The sequence below is a fragment of the Mesorhizobium sp. M5C.F.Cr.IN.023.01.1.1 genome (assembly GCF_003997585.1).
Taxonomy (GTDB): Bacteria; Pseudomonadota; Alphaproteobacteria; order Rhizobiales; family Rhizobiaceae; genus Mesorhizobium; species Mesorhizobium wenxiniae.
Genome location: NZ_RZSU01000008.1, coordinates 1 through 21,254, shown reverse-complemented (window position 1 = coordinate 21,254; position 21,254 = coordinate 1). Strand labels below are relative to the sequence as shown.

19 protein-coding genes and 1 riboswitch are annotated in these 21,254 nt (G+C 63.1%); of the genes, 10 read left to right on the top strand and 9 right to left on the bottom strand.

Features of this window, described 5'->3' with window-relative positions:
• Window positions 1-33: 33 nt before the first annotated feature.
• Complete coding sequence (gene phaR / locus EOA78_RS05360; protein ID WP_127211363.1) at window positions 34-645, bottom strand: polyhydroxyalkanoate synthesis repressor PhaR; 612 nt, start codon at window positions 643-645, stop codon at window positions 34-36.
• Between the two features lie 301 nt (window positions 646-946).
• Here phaR and EOA78_RS05355 point away from each other — a divergent pair, with 301 nt between their 5' ends.
• Together EOA78_RS05355 and phbB are read left to right on the top strand one after the other, a co-directional pair.
• The gene (locus tag EOA78_RS05355; RefSeq protein WP_127314211.1) at window positions 947-2,125 is read left to right on the top strand and encodes an acetyl-CoA C-acetyltransferase; all 1,179 of its coding nucleotides are present in this window, start codon (window positions 947-949) and stop codon (window positions 2,123-2,125) included.
• A gap of 182 nt (window positions 2,126-2,307) precedes the next feature.
• Complete coding sequence (phbB, locus tag EOA78_RS05350) at window positions 2,308-3,033, top strand: acetoacetyl-CoA reductase (RefSeq protein ID WP_065011280.1); 726 nt, start codon at window positions 2,308-2,310, stop codon at window positions 3,031-3,033.
• Between the two features lie 81 nt (window positions 3,034-3,114).
• Here phbB and EOA78_RS05345 read toward each other — a convergent pair whose 3' ends face one another.
• Window positions 3,115-4,314 carry an NAD(P)/FAD-dependent oxidoreductase gene (locus EOA78_RS05345; RefSeq protein WP_245477407.1) on the bottom strand — a complete coding sequence of 400 codons (1,200 nt, stop codon included), beginning with the start codon at window positions 4,312-4,314 and terminating at the stop codon, window positions 3,115-3,117.
• On the opposite strand from EOA78_RS05345, the gene EOA78_RS05340 reads away from it, so the two are divergent.
• The 5 genes from EOA78_RS05340 to EOA78_RS05320 all read left to right on the top strand — a co-directional run bounded on the left by EOA78_RS05340 (window position 4,273) and on the right by EOA78_RS05320 (window position 11,177).
• The gene (locus tag EOA78_RS05340) at window positions 4,273-5,031 is read left to right on the top strand and encodes a TetR family transcriptional regulator (RefSeq protein WP_245477406.1); all 759 of its coding nucleotides are present in this window, start codon (window positions 4,273-4,275) and stop codon (window positions 5,029-5,031) included. The two genes, EOA78_RS05345 and EOA78_RS05340, sit on opposite strands and share 42 nt — an antisense overlap.
• A gap of 709 nt (window positions 5,032-5,740) precedes the next feature.
• A complete protein-coding gene (locus EOA78_RS05335; RefSeq protein WP_127314209.1) occupies window positions 5,741-9,157 on the top strand; it encodes a helicase-related protein in 3,417 nt (1,138 codons plus the stop codon).
• 14 nt (window positions 9,158-9,171) lie between these two features.
• Window positions 9,172-9,558, top strand: coding sequence for an RNA-binding S4 domain-containing protein (locus EOA78_RS05330; protein ID WP_029348806.1), 387 nt, complete (start codon window positions 9,172-9,174; stop codon window positions 9,556-9,558).
• A gap of 227 nt (window positions 9,559-9,785) precedes the next feature.
• Window positions 9,786-10,124, top strand: a complete 339-nt coding sequence (gene fdxA / locus EOA78_RS05325; RefSeq protein WP_023803892.1) for a ferredoxin FdxA — start codon at window positions 9,786-9,788, stop codon at window positions 10,122-10,124.
• A gap of 471 nt (window positions 10,125-10,595) precedes the next feature.
• On the top strand, window positions 10,596-11,177 hold the full coding sequence (locus tag EOA78_RS05320; RefSeq protein WP_027152934.1) for a CarD family transcriptional regulator: 582 nt from the start codon (window positions 10,596-10,598) through the stop codon (window positions 11,175-11,177).
• Between the two features lie 103 nt (window positions 11,178-11,280).
• On the opposite strand, the gene EOA78_RS05315 is transcribed toward EOA78_RS05320, so the two are convergent.
• From EOA78_RS05315 to EOA78_RS05305, 3 genes are all read right to left on the bottom strand, one after another.
• Window positions 11,281-12,054: an amino acid ABC transporter ATP-binding protein gene (locus EOA78_RS05315; RefSeq protein WP_127314208.1), complete on the bottom strand. Its 774-nt coding sequence runs from the start codon at window positions 12,052-12,054 to the stop codon at window positions 11,281-11,283.
• A complete protein-coding gene (locus EOA78_RS05310; RefSeq protein WP_127314207.1) occupies window positions 12,051-12,731 on the bottom strand; it encodes an amino acid ABC transporter permease in 681 nt (226 codons plus the stop codon). The genes EOA78_RS05315 and EOA78_RS05310 overlap by 4 nt, the downstream gene beginning before the upstream one ends.
• A gap of 159 nt (window positions 12,732-12,890) precedes the next feature.
• The gene (locus tag EOA78_RS05305; RefSeq protein WP_127314206.1) at window positions 12,891-13,664 is read right to left on the bottom strand and encodes an amino acid ABC transporter substrate-binding protein; all 774 of its coding nucleotides are present in this window, start codon (window positions 13,662-13,664) and stop codon (window positions 12,891-12,893) included.
• A gap of 331 nt (window positions 13,665-13,995) precedes the next feature.
• Here EOA78_RS05305 and EOA78_RS05300 point away from each other — a divergent pair, with 331 nt between their 5' ends.
• Window positions 13,996-14,859, top strand: a complete 864-nt coding sequence (locus EOA78_RS05300; protein WP_127314205.1) for an RNA polymerase factor sigma-32 — start codon at window positions 13,996-13,998, stop codon at window positions 14,857-14,859.
• A gap of 3 nt (window positions 14,860-14,862) precedes the next feature.
• Here the strand turns inward: EOA78_RS05300 and EOA78_RS05295 are convergent, their stop codons facing one another.
• From EOA78_RS05295 to thiP, 3 genes are all read right to left on the bottom strand, one after another.
• Window positions 14,863-16,290: a M48 family metalloprotease gene (locus EOA78_RS05295; RefSeq protein ID WP_164783650.1), complete on the bottom strand. Its 1,428-nt coding sequence runs from the start codon at window positions 16,288-16,290 to the stop codon at window positions 14,863-14,865.
• A gap of 297 nt (window positions 16,291-16,587) precedes the next feature.
• A complete protein-coding gene (gene thiQ, locus EOA78_RS05290) occupies window positions 16,588-17,358 on the bottom strand; it encodes a thiamine ABC transporter ATP-binding protein (protein ID WP_127314203.1) in 771 nt (256 codons plus the stop codon).
• Window positions 17,355-18,974 (bottom strand): thiamine/thiamine pyrophosphate ABC transporter permease, encoded by a 1,620-nt coding sequence (gene thiP, locus EOA78_RS05285; RefSeq protein WP_127314202.1) that lies wholly within the window; start codon window positions 18,972-18,974, stop codon window positions 17,355-17,357. The genes thiQ and thiP overlap by 4 nt, the downstream gene beginning before the upstream one ends.
• On the opposite strand from thiP, the gene EOA78_RS35865 reads away from it, so the two are divergent.
• Window positions 18,969-19,160: a hypothetical protein gene (locus tag EOA78_RS35865; RefSeq protein WP_164783646.1), complete on the top strand. Its 192-nt coding sequence runs from the start codon at window positions 18,969-18,971 to the stop codon at window positions 19,158-19,160. The genes thiP and EOA78_RS35865 overlap by 6 nt on opposite strands.
• A gap of 62 nt (window positions 19,161-19,222) precedes the next feature.
• Here EOA78_RS35865 and thiB read toward each other — a convergent pair whose 3' ends face one another.
• Entirely contained in the window at window positions 19,223-20,236 is a 1,014-nt protein-coding gene (gene thiB / locus EOA78_RS05275) for a thiamine ABC transporter substrate binding subunit (protein WP_127314200.1), read from the bottom strand.
• Window positions 20,237-20,279: 43 nt separating this feature from the next.
• Window positions 20,280-20,394: riboswitch (TPP riboswitch) on the bottom strand.
• 102 nt (window positions 20,395-20,496) lie between these two features.
• On the opposite strand from thiB, the gene EOA78_RS05270 reads away from it, so the two are divergent.
• Window positions 20,497-21,141, top strand: a complete 645-nt coding sequence (locus EOA78_RS05270) for a thiamine diphosphokinase (RefSeq protein ID WP_127314199.1) — start codon at window positions 20,497-20,499, stop codon at window positions 21,139-21,141.
• Window positions 21,142-21,254: the final 113 nt, after the last annotated feature.

Sequence of the window (21,254 nt, the reverse complement as noted above, 5' to 3'; positions counted from 1 at the left end):
GGGAGATTTCGGCCGGGTTCAGTCGGCCGGCGATCACGACATCGTGTCGAGCTTGCGCTGCATGGCGGCGATCTGTTCCTTCAACTCTTGAAGGTCGTCGGGTTTATCCGACGTTTCTTTCCTGGCCGGCTCCGCTGGCGCTGCGGAAGAGCCATTCGAGGCTGCAGGTGGGAAGGGCGTGAACAGGCGCATGGCATTCTGGAACATCTCCATGTTGCGGCGCGTCTGCTCTTCCAGCGCCTTGATCGGCGTGGCGATCTTCATCATGTCCAGCGGCGACTTGCCCAACGCACCCTTCATCTGCTCGCGGAAGCGTTCCTGTTCCTTTGAGAAGGCGATCATCGACTGCTCGAGGAAGCTCGGCACGATCATCTGCATCTGGTCGCCGTAAAAGGCGATCAACTGGCGCAGGAACGGAATCGGCAGCATGTTCTGCCCCTCCTTGTTCTCCAGTTCAAAGATGATCTGGGTCAGCACCGGATGCGTGATGTCGTCGCCGGTCTTGGCGTCCTGGACGGTGAACTCCTCGCCCTTCTTGACCATTTCGGCAAGGTCCTCGAGCGTCACATAAGTGCTTGTGCCGGTGTTGTAGAGGCGGCGATTGGCATATTTCTTGATGATAATCGGTTCGTCTTTCGCGGCCATCAGCATCCTCCCAGGACACCGGCGCACTTGAGTAAGCTGCCGGTAACGATTGCGCCTTTTCAAGGATATGCGCAAAAGTGTCGCAATTCCAAGTGGTTTGTGCACTGCGGGATCAATTAATGCTGCATAGCGGGCTAAAAATGCTGCGCAGCAATGGCCGGGCTGTTTCCACCACGAAGCGCAACCTGCTTGCGGCGCATGGCCGGCATGCCCATTTCCGGTTTGACTTGGATCATTGAAAGGGCAAGAAAAGCCCCTGACGATACCAAAAACCTCGATACCTCGAAGTCTGGAGAAGAACATGTCCGCTGCCATCGTTGTCGCCAGTGCGGCGCGCACGCCCGTCGGTTCCTTCAACGGCGCCTTTGCTGCCACCCCGGCGCATGAGCTTGGTGCCGTGGTCATCAAGGAACTGCTGTCTCGTGCCGGTGTCGAGCCGGCAGAGGTCGACGAGGTCATCCTCGGCCAGGTGCTGACCGCGGCTCAGGGCCAGAACCCCGCCCGCCAGGCATCTATCAATGCCGGCCTGCCAAAGGAAACCACCGCCTGGGGCCTCAATCAGGTTTGCGGCTCAGGTCTGCGCGCTATTGCTCTCGGTATGCAGCAGATCGCCGCCGGCGATGCCAAGGTGATCGTCGCCGGCGGGCAGGAATCGATGTCGCTGGCCCCGCACGCTCAACACCTGCGTGCCGGCGTCAAGATGGGCGACTACAAGATGATCGACACCATGATCAAGGACGGGCTGTGGGATGCCTTCAATGGCTACCACATGGGCAACACGGCCGAAAACGTCGCACGCCAGTTCCAGATTACCCGCGAGGACCAGGACCGGCTCGCATTGGCCTCCCAGAACAAGGCAGAGGCCGCGCAGAAGGCAGGCAAGTTCAAGGACGAGATCGTGGCTTTCACCGTCAAGGGCAAGAAGGGCGACACCATTGTCGACCAGGACGAGTACATCCGCCACGGCGCCACGATCGACGCCATGACCAAGCTAAGACCGGCCTTCGATAAGGACGGCACCGTGACCGCCGCCAATGCTTCCGGCATCAATGACGGCGCCGCCGCCGTGCTGCTGATGACCGAAGCGGAAGCCGCAAAGCGCGGCATCACGCCGCTGGCGCGCATCGTGTCCTGGGCGACCGCTGGTGTCGATCCGCAGATCATGGGCACCGGGCCTATTCCCGCCTCGCGCAAGGCGCTGGCCAAGGCCGGCTGGTCGGTCGGCGATCTCGACCTGGTCGAGGCCAACGAAGCCTTCGCCGCCCAGGCCTGCGCCGTCAACAAGGACATGGGCTGGGATCCGTCCATCGTCAATGTCAATGGTGGCGCCATCGCCATCGGCCATCCGATCGGCGCCTCCGGTGCCCGCATCTTCAACACGCTGGTCTACGAGATGCGCCGCAGAAGTGCCAGGAAAGGCCTTGCCACGCTGTGCATCGGCGGCGGCATGGGCGTTGCCATGTGCGTGGAAACACTGTGAAGGCAGCCTACAGCGCCGGGCGTCCCTTGGGACGCGCAAAGCGCGCTGTAGCTTTCCGAAAATCGATTTTGATTTTCGGGGTTCATGTGCCAGGCAAGCCATGAAATAGTCGGTGGCGAACGGGGCTCAATCGCCGTTAGAGCGTTCAGCGCCCGCCGCTCACGAATAAAAGGGAGGACATCATGACAAAGGTAGCACTCGTCACCGGTGGGTCGCGCGGTATTGGCGCCGCGATTTCGATCGGCCTGAAAACCGCCGGCTATAAGGTTGCCGCGAACTACGCCGGCAATGACGAAGCGGCGCAGAAATTCAAGGCAGAGACCGGCATCCCGGTCTACAAATGGTCGGTCGCCGACTACGATGCCTGCGCCGCCGGCATCAAGCAGATCGAGGCCGATCTCGGCCCGGTTTCCGTTCTGGTCAACAATGCCGGCATCACCCGCGACGCCATGTTCCACAAGATGACGCGCGAGCAATGGAAAGAGGTCGTCGACACCAATCTTTCCGGCGTCTTCAACATGACGCACCCGCTGTGGGGCGGCATGCGCGACCGCAAGTTCGGCCGCGTCATCACCATCTCCTCGATCAACGGCCAGAAGGGTCAGACCGGCCAGGTCAATTATTCGGCGTCGAAGGCCGGCGACATCGGCTTCACCAAGGCGCTCGCCCAGGAAGGAGCGCGGGCCGGCATCACCGTCAATGTCATCTGCCCCGGCTATATCGCCACCGAGATGGTCAGGGCGATGGATGAGAAGGTGCTCAACGAGCGCGTCATCCCGCAGATCCCCGTTGGCCGCCTCGGCGAGCCGGAAGAGATCGCACGCTGCGTCGTCTTCCTCGCTTCCGACGATGCCGGTTTCATCACCGGCTCGACCATCTCCGCCAATGGCGGCCAGTACATCACCTGAGGCGTCGTGCCCCTCGCCGATAACTGATGCACCGGCCCGACGCCCACAGGGCCAAGATCGAGGCTGGGGTAGCTGCGGCTGTTAGGCGACAAGCTTCAGCCCTGGTTCGGCTGCAGGCTTGGTCCGGGCGATCGGGCCCGGCTCGCGCGACGGTGCCGGCAGGCGGGCAAGCGGCGCCCGGCTGAGGCCTGACAGTTTCAAGGCGATGCGACGTCTCAGGAATGAATTGAGGTTCAGCACCGAAAGCACGAGATTGCGGACGAACCGCTCCACCGGACTGCGGGTAAGCGCCATGTCGGTCATCGTGCCCGCTAGTTCAAGCACCTCTTCGGCCGCCGGACGCCGCAGCGTTTCGTAAAGGTCGAGCTCCGCTTCCGGGCGCACGCCGTTCACCACGTCGCCAAGCAACTGGCCAAGCACGACCGCGTCGATGATGCCGGTGTTCATGCCCTGCCCTCCCGCCGGGCTGTGCACGTGCGCGGCATCACCCATGAGAAACAACCGGTCCTTGCGGTACGAGCGGACCAAGCGGTGATGGACGCGAAAACGCGAGCTCCACGACAGATCGAGCACCCGGGCTCTTTTTTTGGTCGGTCCACGGCTGTCGAGCAGCGCCTGGATGTCGGCGATCTCAGGCTTTTCCGGTGCGTCATCCATTGTTGCGACGACCCGGTACGATCCGTCCGGGAGCGGCGCCACCACCACCAGCCCGGCCGGTGCAAAGAACAGCGACACTTCGGTCGGCCCAACCGGCCAGTCGAGACGAACATCGGCGAGCACGAACGAAGCGCCATAGGCCGCGCCGTCGAACTCGATGCCGCTCGACCTGCGCACCAGGCTGTGCATGCCGTCGGCACCAACGACGTAGCGTGCCGATATCGGTTTCTCGCGGCCGTTCTCGATCACCGTCACGCGTGCGCCGTCAGCGTCCTGAACGACCGCCTTGGCCTCGACCGTGCGATGAATCACGCCGCCCAGGGCTGCGATCCGCTCGGCGAACACCTGCTCGGTCAGGTTCTGCGGCAGCATCATCAGATAGGGATGCTTTGAAGGAAGCTTGCTGAAATCGAGCTTGAGCAGCGCCCGATTGCGGTCGCGGATGGCGAAATTCTGCAGCTTCAGGGCAAGTTCGCTCAGCCGCTGCGTGACGCCGAGCGGCTCCAGCGTTTCCAGCGTCTGCGCGTGGATGACGCCAGCCCGCGACGTCTGAAGCTGCTGCGCCAGCCTGTCGATCAAAACATGATCGACACCGGCCTGGTGCAGCACGATGGACAGCGCCATGCCGGTCGGCCCGGCGCCGATTATCAGGACTTCCGTAGTTTCGGGCAACATTTCTCTCTCCATTTGTCAACGATTGTTGACTTTTTAGCCGAGCCCATTGCATTTGTCAACGGCCGTTGGCATATGAATTTCATGACCGAGAATCAGCCGAAGAAACCCAGCAAGTCGGACCGCACGCGCGCCCAAATCCTCGAGGCCGCGAGGCTCCTGTTCGCCGAGCACGGCTATGATGGCGCCTCAATCCGCGACGTCGCGGCGCATGCCTCGATCGATCCGGCCATGGTGATCCGCTATTTCCGCAGCAAGGACGAGCTGTTCGCCAGGGCGGCGGTCGTCGATCTGCAATTGCCCGCACTGCGGGTGATCGACCGAAACACCATCGGCGAAACGCTGATCAGGCGTTTTCTCGAAATCTGGGAAGGCCCGGCCAGCGGTCCTGGCATGGCAATTCTGCTGCGTTCGGCGACGTCGAACGGATTCGCCGCGGAAAAATTGCGCGACGTATTTGGCAACCAGGTGAGGCCGGTGATTGCGGCGGTCTCTGACCCCGCCGATGCGGGTCGACGGGCCGGGCTCGTTTCGAGCCAACTGCTGGGTCTGGCGATGTGCCGGTACCTGCTGCGGCTTCCGCCAGTCGTCGCCCTTTCCCACGACGAAATTATCCAGAAAGTCGGCCCTACTTTGCAGCGCTATGCCGTGGGAGAGGACGGGTCTTGAACCAATCCGTTCTGCATGGAACACTGGTCCTCGTGCAGCGACTGCGCCGACCGATGGACGCGACGCCGACCTTGTGCCGAAGCGGCACGCAAAAGTTAACGGCGGCCGCGCAGCCTGTGCAAAACCCTGTTCCCCGCCTGTGGATACTCGGTGGAAAACCTGTTCATGACACTACATATTGGGGTGAACAAACCGGGAAACTTCCGCCAGCGCTGATTCGTCGCCGTTTCGTTCCGGCTTTGAGCGGAAGGTTAACGACAAAAAGCTGAAAACACCCCCAAATGGTTAAGGCGCGTGAGGAAAGATTAATAATTTCAAAATGTTGGATGACGCCACGCCGACCTGCGTCGATCGTTCACCGGCAAAGGTTAACGGCGACGTCAGCGCTGCATGAAACGGGCCAGTTCGGCGATTCAGCATGTGGTGAGACTCGCCGGCGAAAAATCCAGATGTAGCCGTGAACAAACCCTGAATCCGCGCGAGTCAGCGATTCGTAGCCGATTCGTTCCAGACTCGTTCCAACTGTTAAATCGGAACGGCCAACGTCTAATCGGAACAGATTATCGACGCTGAGGGGGAGGCTTCGAGCTGCCGTCGGGAACATTCCGCTTTCGCTTCGCGCCCGAAATCCCTATGTGTCGCTTGTCACACGCGCCAGCATGTGGCGCGCTCCCGACAACGCGAGGCAGAGAGCCTTATTTCCAGGTCGATGAACATCCAGCCGAAACACACTGAACCGCTGATCCTGTCGGGCCGCGACGTGACCGCCGTGCTCGGGCCGACCAACACCGGTAAGACCCATCTCGCCATCGAGCGCATGGTGGCGCATGAAAGCGGCATTATCGGCCTGCCGCTCAGGCTGCTCGCCCGCGAGGTTTACACACGCGTCTGCGAGAAGGTCGGCGCCCACAAGGTGGCGCTCATCACCGGCGAGGAGAAGATCCAGCCCGACGGCGCCAGATATTCGGTCTGTACGGTGGAAGCCATGCCGCGCGAGACCGACGCCGCGTTCGTTGCCATCGACGAGGTCCAGCTGGCCGGCGATCTCGAGCGCGGCCACATCTTCACCGACCGCATCCTGCATCTGCGCGGCCGCCAGGAGACACTGCTGCTGGGTGCGGCCACGATGCACGGCATCCTCCAGCGTCTGCTGAAGGGCGTGTCGGTGGTGACGCGGCCACGGCTGTCGCATCTCGCCTATGCCGGCTCGAAGAAGCTCACACGCCTGCCGCGACGCACGGCGATCGTCGCCTTTTCCGCCGACGAGGTCTACGCCATCGCCGAACTGATCCGCCGCCAGCAAGGCGGTGCGGCCGTCGTGCTCGGCGCGCTATCGCCCCGCACCCGCAACGCGCAGGTAGCGCTGTTCCAATCGGGTGATGTCGATTATCTGATCGCCACCGATGCGATCGGCATGGGCCTCAACCTCGATCTCGATCATGTCGCCTTCGCCCAGAACCGCAAGTTCGACGGCTACCAGTACCGCAATCTGACGGCGGCCGAGCTCGGCCAGATCGCCGGCCGCGCCGGCCGGCACTTGCGCGACGGAACTTTTGGCGTCACCGGCCAGGTCGATCCGCTGGACGAGGAACTGGTCAAGAAGATCGAAGCGCATGATTTCGACCCGGTGAAGGTGCTGCAATGGCGCACCGCGCGTTTCGATTTCGCCAGCCTCGACGCGCTGAAGCGCTCGATCGAGACCAACGCCCCGGTTGAAGGCCTGACGCGCGCGCTGCCGGCGGTGGATGCGCAGGCGCTCGAGCACCTGTCCCGCGACGAGGACATTCGGGCGCTTGCCACCGACGCCAGGCGCGTGGCGCTGTTGTGGGAGGCCTGCGCCCTTCCCGACTACAGGAAGATCGCGCCAGCCCAGCATGCCGACCTGATCGCCTCGATCTACATGGACCTTGCCAGGCATGGCCATGTCGACGAGAATTACATGGCCGAGCAGGTGCGCCGTGCCGACACCACCGAGGGCGACATCGACACGCTGTCGCACCGGATCGCCCAGATCCGCACCTGGACTTTCGTTTCCAACCGGCCGGGTTGGCTGGCTGATCAGGCACACTGGCAGGAAAAGACGCGCGAAATCGAAGACAGATTGTCGGATGCGCTGCATGAGCGGTTGACGAAACGCTTCGTAGACCGCAGGACTTCCGTCCTCATGCGGCGCCTTAGAGAAAATACCATGCCTGAAGCCGAAATCAGCCCAACCGGAACCGTCCTCGTCGAAGGCCATCACGTCGGCGAGTTGCAGGGGTTCCGCTTCACCGCCGACCAGAGCGCCGGCGGCGAGGACGCCAAGGCGGTGCGTGCAGCAGCCCAGAAGGCGCTTGCAGCCGAATTCGAGGCACGGGCCGAACGCTTCGGCGCCTCGGCCACCGGCGACATCGCGCTCGGCTCCGACGGCACGCTGCGCTGGATCGGCGCCCCGATCGGCACGCTGGTCGCAGGCGACGAGCCGTTGAAGCCGCGCCTTGTGCTGCTGGCCGACGAGCAGCTCACCGGACCCGCCCGCGATAAGGTCGCGGCCCGCGCCGAGCGCTTCGTCAATTTCCAGATCGAATCCCTGCTGAAGCCGCTGGTCGACCTCAAGAACGCCGAGCAGATCACCGGCATCGGCCGCGGCATCGCCTTCCAGCTCGTCGAGCATTTCGGCCTCATCAACCGCCGTGACATCGCCGAGGAGATGAAGTCGCTCGACCAGGAAGGCCGCGCCGCCCTTCGCCGGCTCGGCGTGCGCTTCGGCGCCTACCACGTCTTCGTGCCCGCGCTGATCAAACCGGCCCCGGCCGGACTGGTGACGCTGTTGTGGGCACTGGGGAACGACGGCAAGGAGAAGCCCGGTTTTGGCGACGTGGTTCACGCGCTGGCCTCCGGCCGCACCTCGGTGGTCATCGATCCCACGTTCGACAAGACCTTCTATAAGCTGGCCGGCTACCGAAATCTCGGCCGTCGCGCGGTGCGCGTCGACATCCTTGAACGGCTGGCCGACCTGATCCGGCCCGCAACCAATTGGAAGCCGGGCCTCGGCCAGCGCCCCGACGGCGCCTATGACGGTCAGTCCTTCATGGTGACGCCGCCGATGATGTCGATCCTCGGCGCCACGGCCGACGACATGGAAGAGATTTTGAAAGGCCTCGGCTACCGGGCGGAGCCGAAGCCGGCGGTCGAGGTGAGGGCGCGGCTCGAGGCACAGGACAATGCCGCTCGCGAAGCCGCCGCGGCCAAGCAGGCGGCGGAAGAACAAGCCGAGCAGGCCAAGGCAGCCGAAGCCGCGATAGCGGACGCAGCCGCCGAGGCGCCGGCCGAGAGTTCGGAGTCGGATGCGGCTGCCGTGGCAGAGGCCGCAGCCGAAGTTTCCGCGAAACCCGCCACCGAAGCAGAATCTGTCGCGAAAGCTCAGTTGGAAACTCCGGCTGAAGTCACCGAAGAACTGCCTGCAGCCGAAGCCGCAGCCGAAGCGCCTCCGGTATCAGCGGCTCAACCAGAGGCAGAACTCGAAGCCGCCGAGGTTGAAGTCGCATCGGCGGAGCCGGCTTCCGAAGCCTCGCCTGCAACGGAAGCAGTGTCGGCCGAACCTGCCGCGGCGGCGGAAGCCGCCACCGGCGAGGCCGCTCCAGAGGCCGAGAAAGAGGCCGAAGAACCAAAACCCATCCTGTTGTGGCGGCAGGGCCGCTTCGACCAGCGCCCGCGCCACCGCCACCATGACAACCGGCCCCGTGATAGGGACAATCGCCCGCGCAACGGGCAAGCCGCGCGCGATGGCCGTGGCGACGCACCGGCAGATGCCACCGGCGGACAACCGGCCGGCGCTCTAGGCAGCCGGCCCGCCCATGAAGGACGCCGCGACGGCGCCGGCAAGCCGCGCTTCGACCGTAGCAAATTCAAGCCCAAGCCCCAGGGCGAGACGGGAGAGCGGCGCGACGGCAAGCCGCAGGGCGAGCGTCCCGATCGTCGTGAGAGCCGGCCTGACTGGAAGGGCGGTAGGCCGGAGGGCAAGGGTGGCGCGCCCGGTGGAAAGCCCGCTTTCCAGCCGAAGCCTCGCGAGGAGCGTCCCGTGCGCTTCGACCCGGATTCCCCCTTCGCCAAGCTCGCCGCGTTGCGCGACCAGCTGAAGAAGTAGGTTCGCTCGCTCCGATGGTCGCTGATGCCCGCCAGCGCATCGACAAATGGCTGTTCTTTTCGCGTGCGGTGAAATCGCGCTCGCTGGCAGCGAAGCTGGTGGTGGCCGGACGCGTCCGCATCAATCGCGACAAAGCAGCGCAGGCCTCCGATCTGGTCCGCGCCGGCGACGTCCTGACCATCACTCTCGAGCGGCGCATCTTCGTCTGGAAGGTGCTCGGCACGGGAAGCCGGCGCGGCCCCGCAGAGGAAGCGCGCTTGCTCTACGAGGATATGTCGCCACCGCCGGTGCCAAAAGGCGAGGCCGTTCCCGATGCGATTCCCGCACTGCGCGACGCCGGCAGCGGCCGCCCCACCAAGAAGGAACGCCGGGAGACCGACCGGCTGCTCGGCGACGACTGACGCATAACCGGCCTTCGTCGACATCGCCCGTCTGGAATTCCATTCCGGAAACGCCGGTATCGCGCGCAATGGCTGCTCTTGCAAGCGGCGGGCAAAGACGTTACCTCACCAAAAAGCCTAACCGCATTTGGCAACACGATGCGTGAATTCAAAGTGTTAGAGCGTGCTTTGTGCGTCCGATTGGACGCACCTCGCTCTGATAAAACGGGACGTCCCGGAGCCGACTGATGACCTATGTCGTGACCGATAATTGCATAAAATGCAAATACATGGACTGCATCGAGGTCTGTCCGGTCGACTGTTTCTATGAGGGCGAGAACATGCTCGTCATCCATCCCGACGAGTGCATCGACTGTGGCGTCTGCGAACCGGAATGCCCGGCCGACGCCATCAAGCCCGACACCGAGCCGGGGCTCGACAAATGGCTGCAGATCAACACCGAATATGCCGATAAATGGCCCAACATCACCGCCAAGAAGGAGCCTCCGGCCGACGCCAAATCCTTCGATGGCGAGGCCGGCAAGTTCGAGAAGTATTTCTCCCCCGAGCCCGGCCAGGGCGACTAGCGCCTGACTCCGAAAATCGGAATCGATTTTTCGAACGTATCATGCGCAAGATCAAAAGTGTCACAGCGTCCCGTGCGCGTCCAAAACGGGCGCGTGGCGCTGTAGCGGCAACGCCGATTTGATCGGCATGACGCGGCGTAACAGGCACCGCACATTAACTGCCTTGACAGGCGGCGATGGCGCATGGCCTTCGCGCGTGCAGCAAAACCTTGATTCTTCCGACTTTTTGTGCTACATCAACCAAACATGCCGGTGACACAACGTCGATTTATGGCGCGAACGCCCCAAATCACTGAAAGGTGAATTTCTCAATCCGGACCAGAGTGATCTGGGGCAGGCAGTCGCAATTATGCGGCTTGCCGACCTCGGCTTTTCCGGTGGTTTCGTAGTTGTGCGGCTAACGATCGGTTACCCGATCGCGCGAGTTCGGCCGGCAGAATGCCGGTACCACACCAAGGAGTTCATGGCGTAATGGCAACGATCACCCCGCAGAAGAAGTCCAGCGCAGCGCGTCACGGTTTTAAGACCGGCGAGTACATCGTCTATCCGGCGCATGGCGTCGGCCAGATCGTCTCGATCGACGAGCAGGAAGTTGCGGGCCACAAGCTGGAACTGTTCGTCATCGACTTCCAGAAGGACAAGATGCGTCTGAAGGTTCCGGTTGCCAAGGCGACCTCCATCGGCATGCGCAAGCTGTCGGAAGAGGATTATGTCGATCGCGCGCTGAAGGTCGTGCAGGGCCGCGCCCGCGTCAAGCGCACCATGTGGTCGCGCCGCGCTCAGGAATATGATGCGAAGATCAATTCCGGCGACCTGATCTCGATCTCGGAAGTGGTGCGCGACCTCTACCGCGCCGACAACCAGCCGGAGCAGTCCTATTCCGAGCGCCAGCTTTATGAGGCGGCACTCGACCGCATGGCGCGCGAGATCGCGGCCGTCAACCGCATGTCGGAAACCGAAGCGGTGCGCCTCATCGAGGTGAACCTCAACAAGGGTCCGAAGCGCGGTGCCAAGGCCGACAACGAAGAAGCCGAGCAGGAAGAAGCTGCCTGAGCGCTTCTCGCCTTCGAATTGGAAAAACCCGGCCTCGTGCCGGGTTTTTCTTTGTATGCATGTCGTTATCCCAAAACCGCTACGAACTTTTGGGCGACATGCATTAACCTTCGCCGCCTCCTTCCTTCTCTGCCTCCTGCTTCAGCGTCGTGATGAACCGCCTGGTTCGCTGGCGCTCCGGATTGCTGAACAGGACAGCGGCGGGGCCTTTCTCGACGATGGCGCCGGCGTCGAGGAACACCACCTCCTGCGCGATCTTCGATGCGAGGCGCAGGTCGTGCGTCGCCATCACCATGGTGGTCCCCTCGCGGGCGAGCTGGCTGAGCACGTCGACCACCTCCTGCGCCAGTTCCGGATCGAGCGCCGAGGTCGGCTCGTCGCACAGCAGCACTTTCGGCGATGGCGCCAGCGCCCGGGCAATCGCCACGCGTTGCTGCTGGCCGCCTGAAAGGGTCGCCGGCCAGGCATCGGCCTTGTGCGCCATCCCTACCTTTTCGAGCAGAGCGAGCGCCCGCTCGCGCGCTCGCTGGACCGGCCATTTCAGCACCGTCACCAGCCCCTCCATAACATTCTCGATCGCGGTGCGGTGTGGGAACAGCTGGAAATTCTGGAACACCATGCCCGTCTGCAGCCGCAGGCGCCGGATGGCCGTTGCGGAAACCTTGCCGCCAGGGTGGAATTCGAGCGCGTCGTCGCCGATGCGCACCGTGCCCGAAGTCGGGATCTCAAGCAGGTTGATGCAGCGCAGAAGCGTGCTTTTCCCGCCGCCCGAGGGACCGACAAGGGCTGTGACGCTGCCTTCCTCGATGGTGACGGTCACGCCCTTCAGCACGAGGTTGTCGCCGAAGCGCTTCTCGATGTCGGTCAGGCCGATCATGAACGCGCCTCCAGGAAGCCGCCATAGCGGCTGAGCCGCTTTTCCAAGCGCGTCTGCAATGCCGACAGCACCGAGCTCAGCGCCAGATACAGGGCCGCCGCCTCGATATAGAGGATCAGCGGCTCATAGGTGGTGGCGACGATCCGCTGCGCCGCCTGGAACATTTCCGGCACGGTGATGGCGGCGGCCAGCGATGTATCCTTGACCAGCGAAATGAAGGTGTTGGACAGTGGCGGCACCGCGACACGGCCGGCCTGCGGCAGTATGGTGCGCCGCATCGCCTGGCTCCAGGTCATGCCGATCGAGTAGGCCGCCTCCCACTGCCCCTTCGGCACCGAGCCTATGACGGCGCGGATGATTTCCGACGTATAGGCGCCGATGTTGAGCGTGAAGCCGATCAACGCGGCTGAAAAAGCGTCGAGCAGGATGCCGACCGAGGGCAGGCCGTAGAAGATCAGGAAGAGCTGCACCAGAAGTGGCGTGCCACGGAAAATCCAGACGTAGAAGCGGACCACGGCGACCAGCGGCTTCGGGCCGAACAGCCGGACAAGCGCCGCAACCAATCCCACGAAGAGGCCGAATGCGAACGACAGGAGCGTTAGCGGCACGGTGAAGATCAGCGCGGCCCATAGCAGCGTCGGCAATGAGTCCAGCATCAATTGCAGCCAGTGCGGCACGAAAACCCTCCTTGCGAGATTGCCGCTCAAAAACCGGCCCGGCAGCATCGAGGCGCGACCATACGATCGTCATATCACGCGAAAAGCGGCGGCCGTCAAAGACGGCTCGCCGCGATGCTTGCCATACGGGCCGGCAACGGCCCGCTCCGTGCAATGCGCTTACTTCGAAACGTCCTGGCCGAAATACGTGTTGGCCATCTTCTGGTAGGTGCCGTCGGCCTTGATATCGGCCAGTGCCTGATTGATGGCGGCGACCAGTTCCGGATCGCCTTTGCGTACGATGACGCCGGAATAGTCGGCGTTTTCTTCCTGCGCGGCGATCTTCACATTGGCGTCGGGCTTTTGCTTTTTGAAATCGAGGAAGGACAGGCTGTCGTTGATGGTGGCGTCGGCGCGGCCGGTAAGAAGCAGCTGGATCGATTGGTCGAAACCATCGGTGCCGACGAGCTCGGCGCCGTTCGTTTCGGCGAGTTTGCCGAAATTCGAAGTCAGCGACTGCGCCGCCTTCTTGCCCTTGAGGTCAGCAAAGCTTTTGATATCGGTATTGTCGCCGCGCACGATCAGCACCGCCTTGGAAGCGATGTAGGGATCGGAAAAATCATACTTGGCCTTGCGCGCCTCGGTGATGCCGACCTGATTGATGACGGCGTCATAACGCTTGGCGTCGAGGCCGGCGATCAGCCCGTCCCATTTGCCTTCGAGGAATTCGGCCTTGACGCCGAGGCGCTCGGCAATCGCCTGGGCTATCTCGACGTCGAAGCCGACCAATGCACCCGAGGCATCATGATAGGTGAAGGGGGCATAGGTGCCTTCGGTGCCGACCTTAAAGACGCCGACCTGCTTGATCTGATCGAGATTTGCGCCGGCATGGCCTGATGTGACGGCCAAAACCTGCAGTGTTCCGGCGACGATAAGCGATTTGAGCCATTTCATTTTTCTGTGATCCCGTCCTTGGCCGGCGTCCGGCGCATATGTTGAGCGCCGGAAACTGACAGATGGAGGCTGGCGAAATAAGGAACCGGATTTCAAAAATAAGACGCTTTTGAAATCCAATTCTCAAAACAACATCGAGTCACGCTAACCGACCGCGTAGCGACCGCCGCAACGAGCTTTCGCCAGTGCAATCCACGCGACATCAGCGGCGGAACCATTCACCCGCGTGGCACGTTCTTGGCTGTTGTAGGGCGCGGCGTCGCCAATTCAACCACGATGCCAGCTCAGGGTCGAGCGATCGCACCGCAACGCCCGGAACAGGGAGCGTGGCATGATGGAAGATATGGCAGGGCGAACCATGGTCCGCGCGGCGATGAGAGCCCCCTATCTCGAGCGCGATGAGGAGCATCTTCTCGCGCTGCGCTGGAAGCAAGACAACGACCAGCAGGCGTTGCACCAAATCGCCATGGCGCATATGCGGCTGGTCATTTCCATGGCCTCGAAATTCCGCCACTACGGTCTGCCGCTCGGCGACCTGGTCCAGGAAGGCCATGTCGGCCTGCTGGAGGCAGCGGCCCGTTTCGAACCGGAGCGCGAGGTGCGGTTTTCGACCTATGCGACGTGGTGGATTCGCGCCTCGATGCAGGACTATATCCTGCGCAACTGGTCGATCGTGCGTGGCGGCACCAGTTCGGCGCAAAAGGCGCTGTTCTTCAATTTGCGGCGACTGCGCGCCCGCTTGGCGAACGGCGCCGAGCCGATCTCGAATACCTCGCTCTACCGCGAGGTGTCGGTGGCGCTCGGCGTCTCGGAGGCCGACGTGGCGATGATGGACTCCCGCCTTTCGGCACCGGATAGCTCGCTCAACCAGCCGCTCGCCGACGATGCGGGCGCCACCGAACGAATGGATTTCCTGGTGTCGGACGATCCTTTGCCGGACGAGGTCGTAGGCGACACTATCGATGTCGAACGCCGCTCTGTCTGGCTGAAAACGGCGCTCGGCGCGCTCAATGCCCGCGAGCTCAGGATCATCGAGGAGCGCCGGCTGAGCGACGAGGGCGCGACGCTCGAAGCCCTCGGCGAGGCGCTCGGCATCTCCAAGGAGCGCGTCCGCCAGATCGAGGCACGCGCCATGGAAAAACTCAAGATAGCGCTGGTGAAGCAAAACCCCGAGTTTCTGGCGACAGCCGCCTGAATCTTATTTGTCGGTGATGATCTTGACCTTATCGCCCGCGGAAACTGCTGCACCGGGCGACATCGCGTTGAGCACCCTGAACAGGTCCAGCTTGCGATCGACACCGACCATCTGCGCGGCGAGAGAGCCCATGGTCTGTCCGGGCCGCACCGTGACGACGCGGATATGCAGCGGCTTCAGCGCCGCTTTCTCGGTTGCGTTCAAGATACGGAAGGAGCCGCTGACCGAGCGCGCCACGGCATCCAACGAGGTGCTGGCGGAAGGTGCCGCGGTCAACAGCCGGTAGACCTGACCGCCGGCGCGGATCACCGCGATGTCGAACTGCCAGCCCTCGGCGCTGGCATGCGCCGTCGCCGCCTCGTTGCCATTGATCGTTTCCTGGCCCACGCTGCTTTCGTCGAGACCGGCCACCCAGCCGCTGCGGATGTAGTCGGTCAGCGAGCGGCTCTTGTCGATCGAAACGCCGTCGAAGCGGATCGCTATGTCGCCTGGCCCGGTTGCCGTCACCGCCGCGGCCGAGTTGTCTATGATGAAGCCGTTTGGCACCGAGAACGACACGCCGAGCCCGGGATGCAGGAAGGTTTCGCCACGCACATAGCCCTCCTCCGGTGTGTCGCCGTAGAGCAGGCCGTCTATGCCGGCGAGGAAGGCGTCGCGGTCGCGCGTGCCGACGCCGGGCGCACCGAACTGGCGGGCATGACGCTGCGCCAGATCGATGCGTTGCGGCGTGTTGGGATGCGTCGCCAGGAAGTCGAGGCTGGCGTCGGTGGCGCCGCTGATAGAGCGGAAATCGGTGTAGGCCGACATGGACTGCAGGAAGCGGCCGGCGGCAAAGGGATCGAAGCCCGCCTCGCCGATCGACTTGATGCCGATGCCGTCAGCCTCAAGCTCCTGATTGCGCGAGAACTGGGCAAGCCGCAGCTTGCCGCGGATCAGTGCCGCCTTGGCGGTCGGGCTGTCGCCGAGCACATCCGAGACGACCTTGGTTGCAAACCCCTCCTCAGCCTCGAGCTGCTGGCGCTGCAAGCCGTGGTTTGCAGTGACGTGGCCCATCTCATGCGCGATGACCGCGGCGAGCTCGGCCGAATCGTTGGCCAGCGCCAACAGGCCGCGCGTGATGTAGAGATAACCACCCGGCAGCGCGAAAGCATTGACGTTGGGCGAATTGAGGATGGTGATGCGGTAGGTCTGGGTCGGGTTGGCGGACACCACGGTCAGGCTGCCGACGACCTTGGCGACCATGCGCTCGAGCTTGGGATCGGAATACTCGCCGCCATAGGTGGCGAGGATGCGCGGGTGCTGCGCCTTCGCCATTTCGGCGAGCTTGCCGTTGGCGGCGACATTGTCGACCGTGATCGGTTTGTTGGAAGGCTGGAAGCCGGATTCCTGAACGTCCGGAGGCGTGAACATCTGGCAGCTTGCCAGCGCCATGGCAAAGCCGGCCAGCGCGAGGAAGCGCGCCAGCGGTTTCCTTCTCACTCTGTCGGTGCCGGTCGGCAGAACAGCTTCCTTTCGGGTCTCAGCACATGGCCCCGAAAATCGGGCATCGATTTTCAGAAAGGATCATACGCACAATCAACTGCCACAGCGTCCTTCGCGCTCACGAGCACGCATGACACCGAAGTGGCAAATCACAACCTATGCCGGACCAGTATCGGAGGACCTAGCCACACTACTTTGACCATGGCAAGCAAGCACCACATCGCCTGAAGCCGGTTTGGCCGTAAATTATGTCCGCTTCCGGGCAACATCTCGTGATCCCGCGCCAAACGGACCTGCACCGATATAGTGCCGGAAGGCTTCCGGTCCAGCCTTGGTAAAAAAATCGGCGACAGTCCCGGTTGCGGCAACCGTTCCATTGTCCAGGAACACCATGTCCTGGCCGATACGGTGGGCATCTTCCGGCTGATGCGTGACGAACAGCACCGTCATGCGCCGCTCTGCATGAACGTCGGCTACCAGATCGAGCATGTCGTCGCGCAAGGCCGGTCCGAGCGAGGCGAACGGTTCGTCGAGCAAGAGCACCGGCCGGTCGCGCACCAGGACGCGGGCGAGCGCGACGCGTTGCCGCTCGCCACCGGAGAGTTCGCGCGGCAGGCGCTGTTGCTTGCCGGCAAGGCCGACGCGCTTGAGCGCCGCGGCGACTGCAGCGTGGTCGGCCTCGGTCAGCCTGAGCGACGGCGAGCGGCCAAGGCCGACATTTCGTTCGACAGAAAGATGGGCAAAGAGATTGTTTTCCTGGAACACCATTGACACCGGCCGCGCCGAAGGCGGTTTGGCGCCGAAATCGGCGCCGCCGATCAGCACGCGGCCCGATCGCGGCGTCTCGAAGCCGGCCACCAGATTGAGCAGTGTCGATTTTCCCGAACCGCTCGGCCCCATGATGGCGGTGATCTTCGAGGCGGCGAACTCGACATCGAATAAAAACGGCGCTTCACCATAGCTGAACGAGACCTTTTCCAGCCGCACAGCCGTACCGCTTTCGCTGTTGAGCGTCATGATTTTTCTCCCCGTCCCAGCCAGTCCGCGGCCAGGACAAGCGCGAGACAGACCAGGCCGAGCAGCAATGCCAGGCCTGCCGCGTCCATAGTGCGGTAGCTGCCCATGCGCGACAGCAAGAGATAGGGCAGCGTCTGCAGGGAGTCGCTGCCGAACAGGGCAATGACGCCGAGATCGCCGAGCGACAAAGCCATCGCGAATGCGAAACCGGTGGCGAGCGGCCGCCGCAGCGACGGCCAGTCGACCAGCCGGAACCGATCCCAGCCCGAAATGCCAAGCAGTAAACAGAGCCGTTCGTGGCGTTCGCTCGCCGCATCATAGCCGGGGCGAATGGCGCGAATGGCAAACGGCATCGCCATCACTGCGTTGACGGCGACGACCATGACAGGGGCGATGGCAAAGACATCGCTGAAAGTACGCAGGAGAAGGAACCAGCCGGCGCCGATGAGGATGGGCGGCACAACGAGGACGAAGCCGGCGCCGGTATCGGTGGCGTATTCGAGCAACGTCTTGGCGTCGACGCGACGCCTCAAGGCCAGCGCACGTCGTGCCATGACGAGCGACAGCGACAGCGCCACTGAAAGCAGCGCCGCCAGCAAGGCGAGCACGGCGCTGGTCAGCGTTGCCTGCCGCACCGCGCGCTCGGCCGCCAGCCGGCCGAGATCGGCGCCAAGGCCTGACGTCACCGTGGCCGCCATCGGCGCGGCGACGAACAGCAATGCCAGAGCGATCAATGCTGCGTTCAGCACGGTCTCGGCCGTACCAGCCGAAAGATACCGGCGCGGTGCCACCGGCAGGTTGGCGTCGCCGACAGTGTTGGCGCCAAGCCGCATCAATGCAAGTACCACGATGAAGGTCAGCGCGATCTGCAGCAGTGTCAGCGTCACCGCGCGGGCAGGATCGAAATCGAAACGCAGCGCCTGATAGATGGCGACCTCCAGTGTCGTCGCGCGCGGCCCGCCGCCCAGCGTGAGCACGATGGTAAAGGAAGTGATGCAGAGCATGAAGACAAGCCCGGCGACGCCTGGCAGTGCCGCACGCAGCGTCGGCCATTCGATCAACCGGAATGCGGGTCTGGGGCCCATGCCGAGCTGGCTCGCCAGCCGCCACTGGTCGGCCGGCACTGTCGCCAGCGCCTCGAGGAACAGCCGCGTCGCCAGCGGCAGATTGAAGAAGACATGGGCTACGAGGATGCCGGACAGGCCGTATATGCCCGGCCAGCCCTGACCGCCAATCGCGGTGAGCACGCCGGCGAAATAGCCGGCACGGCCATAGAGAGCCAGAATGCCGAGTGCGGCGACGATGGCCGGCAGCGCAAGCGGCACGGCGAAGAGCTGCAGGATCAAGCCACGACCAAAGAAGCGCGGATGCCGCGATAGCGCCCGCGCAACGAACAGCGCTGGCACGACGGAAAGCAGTGTCGACAGCAAAGCCTGCCACAGCGTGAAGCGGGCAACACGGAAGAGGTAGGAATCGAAAGTCGACGCGGCGCCGGTCGGGTTGCGTGTGGCTTCAAGGATGAGCCCGGCGAACGCTCCGCCGATCAGCAGCGCAACAGCGGCAAGCGCGATGGTGCCGGCGGTGACGCGGGGATCGGCAGGATATCCGGTATGCATGCCGCCCTGCCTGGTTCAACGATCGTCGAAGCAGAAAATATGGCTGAGGCCGATTTCCCGCCCACGCTCCTCTCTCCTGCCGGACATTTCCCCCTCAAGGGGGGAGATTGGCGGCTTTACCCTCGCCTCAATTTTTCGACTGTTGCGATTGGCGAAAGCGGAAGTGATATTCGATCTCCCGCTTGAGGGGGAGACGTCCGGCAGGACAGAGGGGGGGCGCCGTAGAGTGATCATCTTTCAATCACAAGCTACTTGCTCATCACCGACAGCCATTCGTCGACCCAGGCCTTGCGGTTGGCGGCGACCTCTTCGGGGCTGAACAGCAAAGTCTTGGTCGGCTTGACGAGCTTGTCGAAGGCCGGATTGAGCGGCTTGTCAGTTTTGCCGGCAGGAAACATCCAGTTGGTCTCGGGGATCACATCCTGGAATTTCGGCCCGGTCATAAAAGTCAGGAACTGTTTGGCCAACGGGTTCTTCGCACCAGTGGTGGTTATGCCGGCAACCTCGATCTGCAGATACTCGCCCTCCTCGAAGGACGCCGCCTGATAGCGTTCGGTGTTTTCGGCGACCATGTGATAGGCCGGCGACGTGGTATAGGACAGCACCATCGGCGCCTCACCCTTGGTGAACAGGCCATAGGCCTCGCTCCAGCCCGGCGTCACGGTGAGCACCTTTGCCTTAAGCTTGGCCCAGGCTTCCGGCGCCTTGTCGCCATAGACCGACCTCACCCACAACAGCAGGCCGAGACCGGGCGTCGAGGTGCGCGGATCCTGGATGACGATCTTCTCATCGGCATTGCCCTCGACCAATTCCTTCAGGCTCTTCGGCGGGGTCTTTAGCTTTTCGGTGTCGTAGACGATGGCGAAATAGCCATAGTCGAACGGCACGAAAATATTGTCGCTCCAGCCACCCGGCACATTGACGTCGATGACGACGCCATGCGGCGAAAACAGGCCGGTGGCCTTGGCTTCGGCCGTCAGATTGGTGTCGAGGCCGAGCACGATGTCGGCCTTGGTTGCGGCGCCTTCCAGCTTGACGCGGTTGAGCAGGGCGACGCCGTCGGCGACCGCGACGAATTCGAGAGTACAGCCGCATTCGGCCTCGAAGGCCTTCTTCACCGCGGGGCCTGGACCCCAGTCGGCGGTGAAGCTCTCATAGGTATAGACGGTGAGTTTTTCCTGCGCGGATGCCGGCCCGATGCCGGCGAGAACGGCCGCCGCAAGCAGCACTGCCGAAACAAGAGTGTATAAAAACGTGCGCATCGGCGCCTCCTTCGTTCACGTTGTAAGGAATTGAGGCGTCGGGCTGTCCGAAACGTCTAATCCCTCCGCCGGTACAAACCGGATCAGGTTCAGCGGGTTGGCATGGTTGCCTCTCAGCTGGTCCGCGAAGATCGCGTCCAGCACCCCGTTAGAGCGTTTCGACACATAGGCCCGGCCCAGGTGTGGCGCAAGCGGAAGTTTGCCGGGCATCCGGAACGCGGCCTTCCGTTTCGCAAGCAGGGCTGGTAAGGGCGACGCATATGAGCAAATTCACCATCCTGCTTGGCGGCGACCTTATCCGCACGCCGCTGCTCGACCGCCAGGTCGCTGGCACGCGTGTCATCGCCGCCGACGCCGGCATGAGCCATGCCCGGACGCTGAGCCTGACGCCGGAACTCTGGGTCGGCGACTTCGATTCGGTGCCGGCGGATTTGCCGGACGAGCTGGCCGCCGTACCCCGCCAGGTGTTTCCGGCAGAAAAGGACAAGACCGACGGCGAACTGGCTATCGCCGCCGCGCTCGAACGCGGCGCGACCAGCCTCGTGCTTGCCGGCGCGTTCGGTGGCAAGCGGACCGACCACGCCTTCTTGCACCTGGCGCTCAGCGTCCGACTGGCCGAGGCAGGGACGGAGGTGCTTTTGAGCAGCGGCGCACAGGAAGGCATCCCCTTGCTTCGCGGAAAGGCCGGCTTCGACTACGCCGATGGCACGCTGTTTTCGATTCTCGGCTTTTCCGACCTTTCCGGCCTGACCGTGACCGGCGCCAAATGGCCGCTGAACCATATCGAGATGGCGTTCGGCTCGTCGCTGACCATTTCCAATGAGGTCAAGGGCCGGCTCGAAATCGCGCTGGGCAGCGGCCGCGCGCTGTTGCTCGCCCACCCATTCCCCCTTACCGAAAGCTGACATGGCGCCGCCACTTCTCAATCTCGACGGGATAAAACTGACCTTCGGTGGCACGCCGCTGCTCGACGGAGCGGAATTGACGGCGTCGGCGGGCGACAAGATCGCTTTGGTCG

What these genes read in the sequence shown, in the direction of transcription:
- phaR (WP_127211363.1), bottom strand. Translation starts at nt 645, where the DNA reads ATGGCCGCGAAAGACGAACCGATTATCATCAAGAAATATGCCAATCGC.
- EOA78_RS05355 (WP_127314211.1), top strand. Translation starts at nt 947, where the DNA reads ATGTCCGCTGCCATCGTTGTCGCCAGTGCGGCGCGCACGCCCGTCGGT.
- phbB (WP_065011280.1), top strand. Translation starts at nt 2,308, where the DNA reads ATGACAAAGGTAGCACTCGTCACCGGTGGGTCGCGCGGTATTGGCGCC.
- EOA78_RS05340 (WP_245477406.1), top strand. Translation starts at nt 4,273, where the DNA reads ATGATCGACACCGGCCTGGTGCAGCACGATGGACAGCGCCATGCCGGT.
- EOA78_RS05345 (WP_245477407.1), bottom strand. Translation starts at nt 4,314, where the DNA reads ATGGCGCTGTCCATCGTGCTGCACCAGGCCGGTGTCGATCATGTTTTG.
- EOA78_RS05335 (WP_127314209.1), top strand. Translation starts at nt 5,741, where the DNA reads ATGAACATCCAGCCGAAACACACTGAACCGCTGATCCTGTCGGGCCGC.
- EOA78_RS05330 (WP_029348806.1), top strand. Translation starts at nt 9,172, where the DNA reads ATGGTCGCTGATGCCCGCCAGCGCATCGACAAATGGCTGTTCTTTTCG.
- fdxA (WP_023803892.1), top strand. Translation starts at nt 9,786, where the DNA reads ATGACCTATGTCGTGACCGATAATTGCATAAAATGCAAATACATGGAC.
- EOA78_RS05320 (WP_027152934.1), top strand. Translation starts at nt 10,596, where the DNA reads ATGGCAACGATCACCCCGCAGAAGAAGTCCAGCGCAGCGCGTCACGGT.
- EOA78_RS05315 (WP_127314208.1), bottom strand. Translation starts at nt 12,054, where the DNA reads ATGATCGGCCTGACCGACATCGAGAAGCGCTTCGGCGACAACCTCGTG.
- EOA78_RS05305 (WP_127314206.1), bottom strand. Translation starts at nt 13,664, where the DNA reads ATGAAATGGCTCAAATCGCTTATCGTCGCCGGAACACTGCAGGTTTTG.
- EOA78_RS05300 (WP_127314205.1), top strand. Translation starts at nt 13,996, where the DNA reads ATGATGGAAGATATGGCAGGGCGAACCATGGTCCGCGCGGCGATGAGA.
- EOA78_RS05295 (WP_164783650.1), bottom strand. Translation starts at nt 16,290, where the DNA reads ATGGCGCTGGCAAGCTGCCAGATGTTCACGCCTCCGGACGTTCAGGAA.
- thiQ (WP_127314203.1), bottom strand. Translation starts at nt 17,358, where the DNA reads ATGACGCTCAACAGCGAAAGCGGTACGGCTGTGCGGCTGGAAAAGGTC.
- EOA78_RS35865 (WP_164783646.1), top strand. Translation starts at nt 18,969, where the DNA reads ATGCATGCCGCCCTGCCTGGTTCAACGATCGTCGAAGCAGAAAATATG.
- thiP (WP_127314202.1), bottom strand. Translation starts at nt 18,974, where the DNA reads ATGCATACCGGATATCCTGCCGATCCCCGCGTCACCGCCGGCACCATC.
- thiB (WP_127314200.1), bottom strand. Translation starts at nt 20,236, where the DNA reads ATGCGCACGTTTTTATACACTCTTGTTTCGGCAGTGCTGCTTGCGGCG.
- EOA78_RS05270 (WP_127314199.1), top strand. Translation starts at nt 20,497, where the DNA reads ATGAGCAAATTCACCATCCTGCTTGGCGGCGACCTTATCCGCACGCCG.